Genomic DNA, 2,096 nt, shown 5'->3' on the forward strand with positions numbered 1-2,096 from the left:
AATTGGTTTTAAATTGAATTTCGAAGTTAGGTATAAAACTGAAATATTCGTGAGATAGTTCCACAATTTCGTATCCTATAAACCACTAAAATTAACTTATTTATGCTCTGGAAAATCCAACAACGCTTACTTTACTTGGACAGCTTACTAGCCTTGCAAGCCACAGGAACACCTAAAGAACTAGCTAAAAAGCTTCAAATGACTGAAAGATCCTGGTACAAATTACGGGACGAACTTATTCACGACTTACAAATCCCAATCGTATATAATTCCAAACAGAGGAGTTACATGTACCAAGAAAAAGGAATGATAAAAATGGGTTTTCAACGATTCAAAGAAAACAGCTAATTATCACTGAATTTTTAGTTCAGTTGATCTAATTACATTTGAAGTATCTTACCATTTTGTAAGACGAACTAACTACTAATAGCTTATGAAAAAGTTAACCGAAAAAGAGTGTGCTAATCTCGTCGGGGGATGGGACTTTACTTTAAAGATTTTTGGCTGGGAAATTCTGGAACATGTAAGCCACCGGACTGGGGATAAATGGCATTGGTGGTTTGAATAATACAGAAATGTGTTCCACCGCCCTCTTCCAATGTTGCTGTAGGAAGAGGGCATTTATCTAAAATCATGAAAAACAAACATCCCCTACTAATCTGCCTTATCTTCCTGAGTCTTTGGCATGAAAACATAGCTCAAGAAAAAACGATTCGAAACGATAGCCTACCTGAAGTTTTTGTAAAAGGAAAAAGAATTGGCTATTTGGAGTTAATTAAAGAAAGTTACTCCAATTTCATCCGTACAACTCCACATAATTTTTCTCAAGAATTTAAGGGCTTTTCTATTTTAACTAGAAATGACAAATCAGAATTTGAATTAAGGGGCGGTATTTTAGTTGATTTTAAGGACTACCAAAATCTAAATTATTTTGTGCTAGCTAAACAAAATAACTATTTCCCAAAAAAGCGAATCTCTAATGAGGAAAATCTGACACTTTACCCGATGGATTTTCTGACTAAACTTGAATTGCGAGAAATTAAATCAATTATCAGATCGAATAATTATCAATTTAAAAATATTAAAGAGGATGAAGAATCGGTTGAACTACTATTTTATCCAAAGAAGGCAATTTTTCAATCACAAAAGCAAATCACTGATTTAAAAAACTTGGAAGAATTGGTCTCTGAAGACGCTAAGAGGTTTTACTATTTTGGAACTTTGAAAATAAACAAACGCGATTTAGCTTTTGAACGGATAGACATTCAACTTATGAAAAGCACTAAAAACACAACCGTAAGTTTGATCAAAAACTTTAAAGCACATGACAAATACCTAATCAATAACGAACACTTTCAGATCCTTTTTAATAAAAAACAGCAGGTATATGAATTAGAATCTATTGATTATAAAACAGAATGGCAACAATTAGATTTAGGCCAATCAAAAGAAATGGGGAAATTTCAATCCGTTGCTCATTTTGAAAATTCCCAAAATTTGAAAACGGAATACAGTTCTGTCAAATACGATTTATACACCATTTGCCACCCAGCGCCATAAATGAATTCAGTAAAAGCCAAATACAAATCATTCGTTAGACAACGAGGCAAATCAGATTGTGGTGTCGCATGTCTTTTAACTATTATTCGTTTGTATAAAGGCGATTGCCCTTATGATACACTTCGAATTTGGAGCCGTATGAGTGAGATGGGAACTAGTATAAAAGGTCTAAAAGAGGCAGCTAATCAGACTGGATTGACGGCGGAAGCGTATCTAGTAGATAATCTAAATGAGTTTAAAAATGAAACTTCATTTCCCTGTATTATTCATGTTCTAAATAGTCAAAACCTGCCTCACTATAGTGTGTGTTGCGGAATTTCAAATGACGGAAAATTCCTTATTTTTGATCCAGCTATTGGGTTTGAATTGTGGAATGAAAGCAAATTATCATCACGTTGGAAATCAAAAGTACTTTTACTTTTATCTCCGAGTGAGAATTTTATCATAGTAAGATTCACATAGCGAATCATGAACCACCATTCACCACTTACCATTCACCATTTAAGTCTATCGTCGCATCGAAAAGAACTCCTTTA

At 33.7% G+C, this 2,096-nt stretch carries 3 protein-coding genes; all 3 read left to right on the forward strand.

All coding sequences use genetic code 11. From position 1 onward, the window contains the following. The first annotated feature begins 102 nt into the window (after positions 1-102). The 3 genes from Q0L65_RS05540 to Q0L65_RS05550 all read left to right on the forward strand — a co-directional run bounded on the left by Q0L65_RS05540 (position 103) and on the right by Q0L65_RS05550 (position 2,022). Entirely contained in the window at positions 103-348 is a 246-nt protein-coding gene (locus tag Q0L65_RS05540; RefSeq protein ID WP_296684307.1) for a hypothetical protein, read from the forward strand. A 285-nt stretch (positions 349-633) separates the two neighbouring features. Further along, on the forward strand, positions 634-1,560 hold the full coding sequence (locus Q0L65_RS05545; protein ID WP_296684309.1) for a hypothetical protein: 927 nt from the start codon (positions 634-636) through the stop codon (positions 1,558-1,560). Further along, complete coding sequence (locus tag Q0L65_RS05550) at positions 1,561-2,022, forward strand: cysteine peptidase family C39 domain-containing protein (RefSeq protein WP_296684311.1); 462 nt, start codon at positions 1,561-1,563, stop codon at positions 2,020-2,022. Positions 2,023-2,096: the final 74 nt, after the last annotated feature.

The sequence above is a fragment of the Flavobacterium sp. genome (assembly GCF_024642105.1).
Classification (GTDB): Bacteria; Bacteroidota; Bacteroidia; order Flavobacteriales; family Flavobacteriaceae; genus Flavobacterium.

What these genes read in the sequence shown, in the direction of transcription:
- Q0L65_RS05540 (WP_296684307.1), top strand. Translation starts at nt 103, where the DNA reads ATGCTCTGGAAAATCCAACAACGCTTACTTTACTTGGACAGCTTACTA.
- Q0L65_RS05545 (WP_296684309.1), top strand. Translation starts at nt 634, where the DNA reads ATGAAAAACAAACATCCCCTACTAATCTGCCTTATCTTCCTGAGTCTT.
- Q0L65_RS05550 (WP_296684311.1), top strand. Translation starts at nt 1,561, where the DNA reads ATGAATTCAGTAAAAGCCAAATACAAATCATTCGTTAGACAACGAGGC.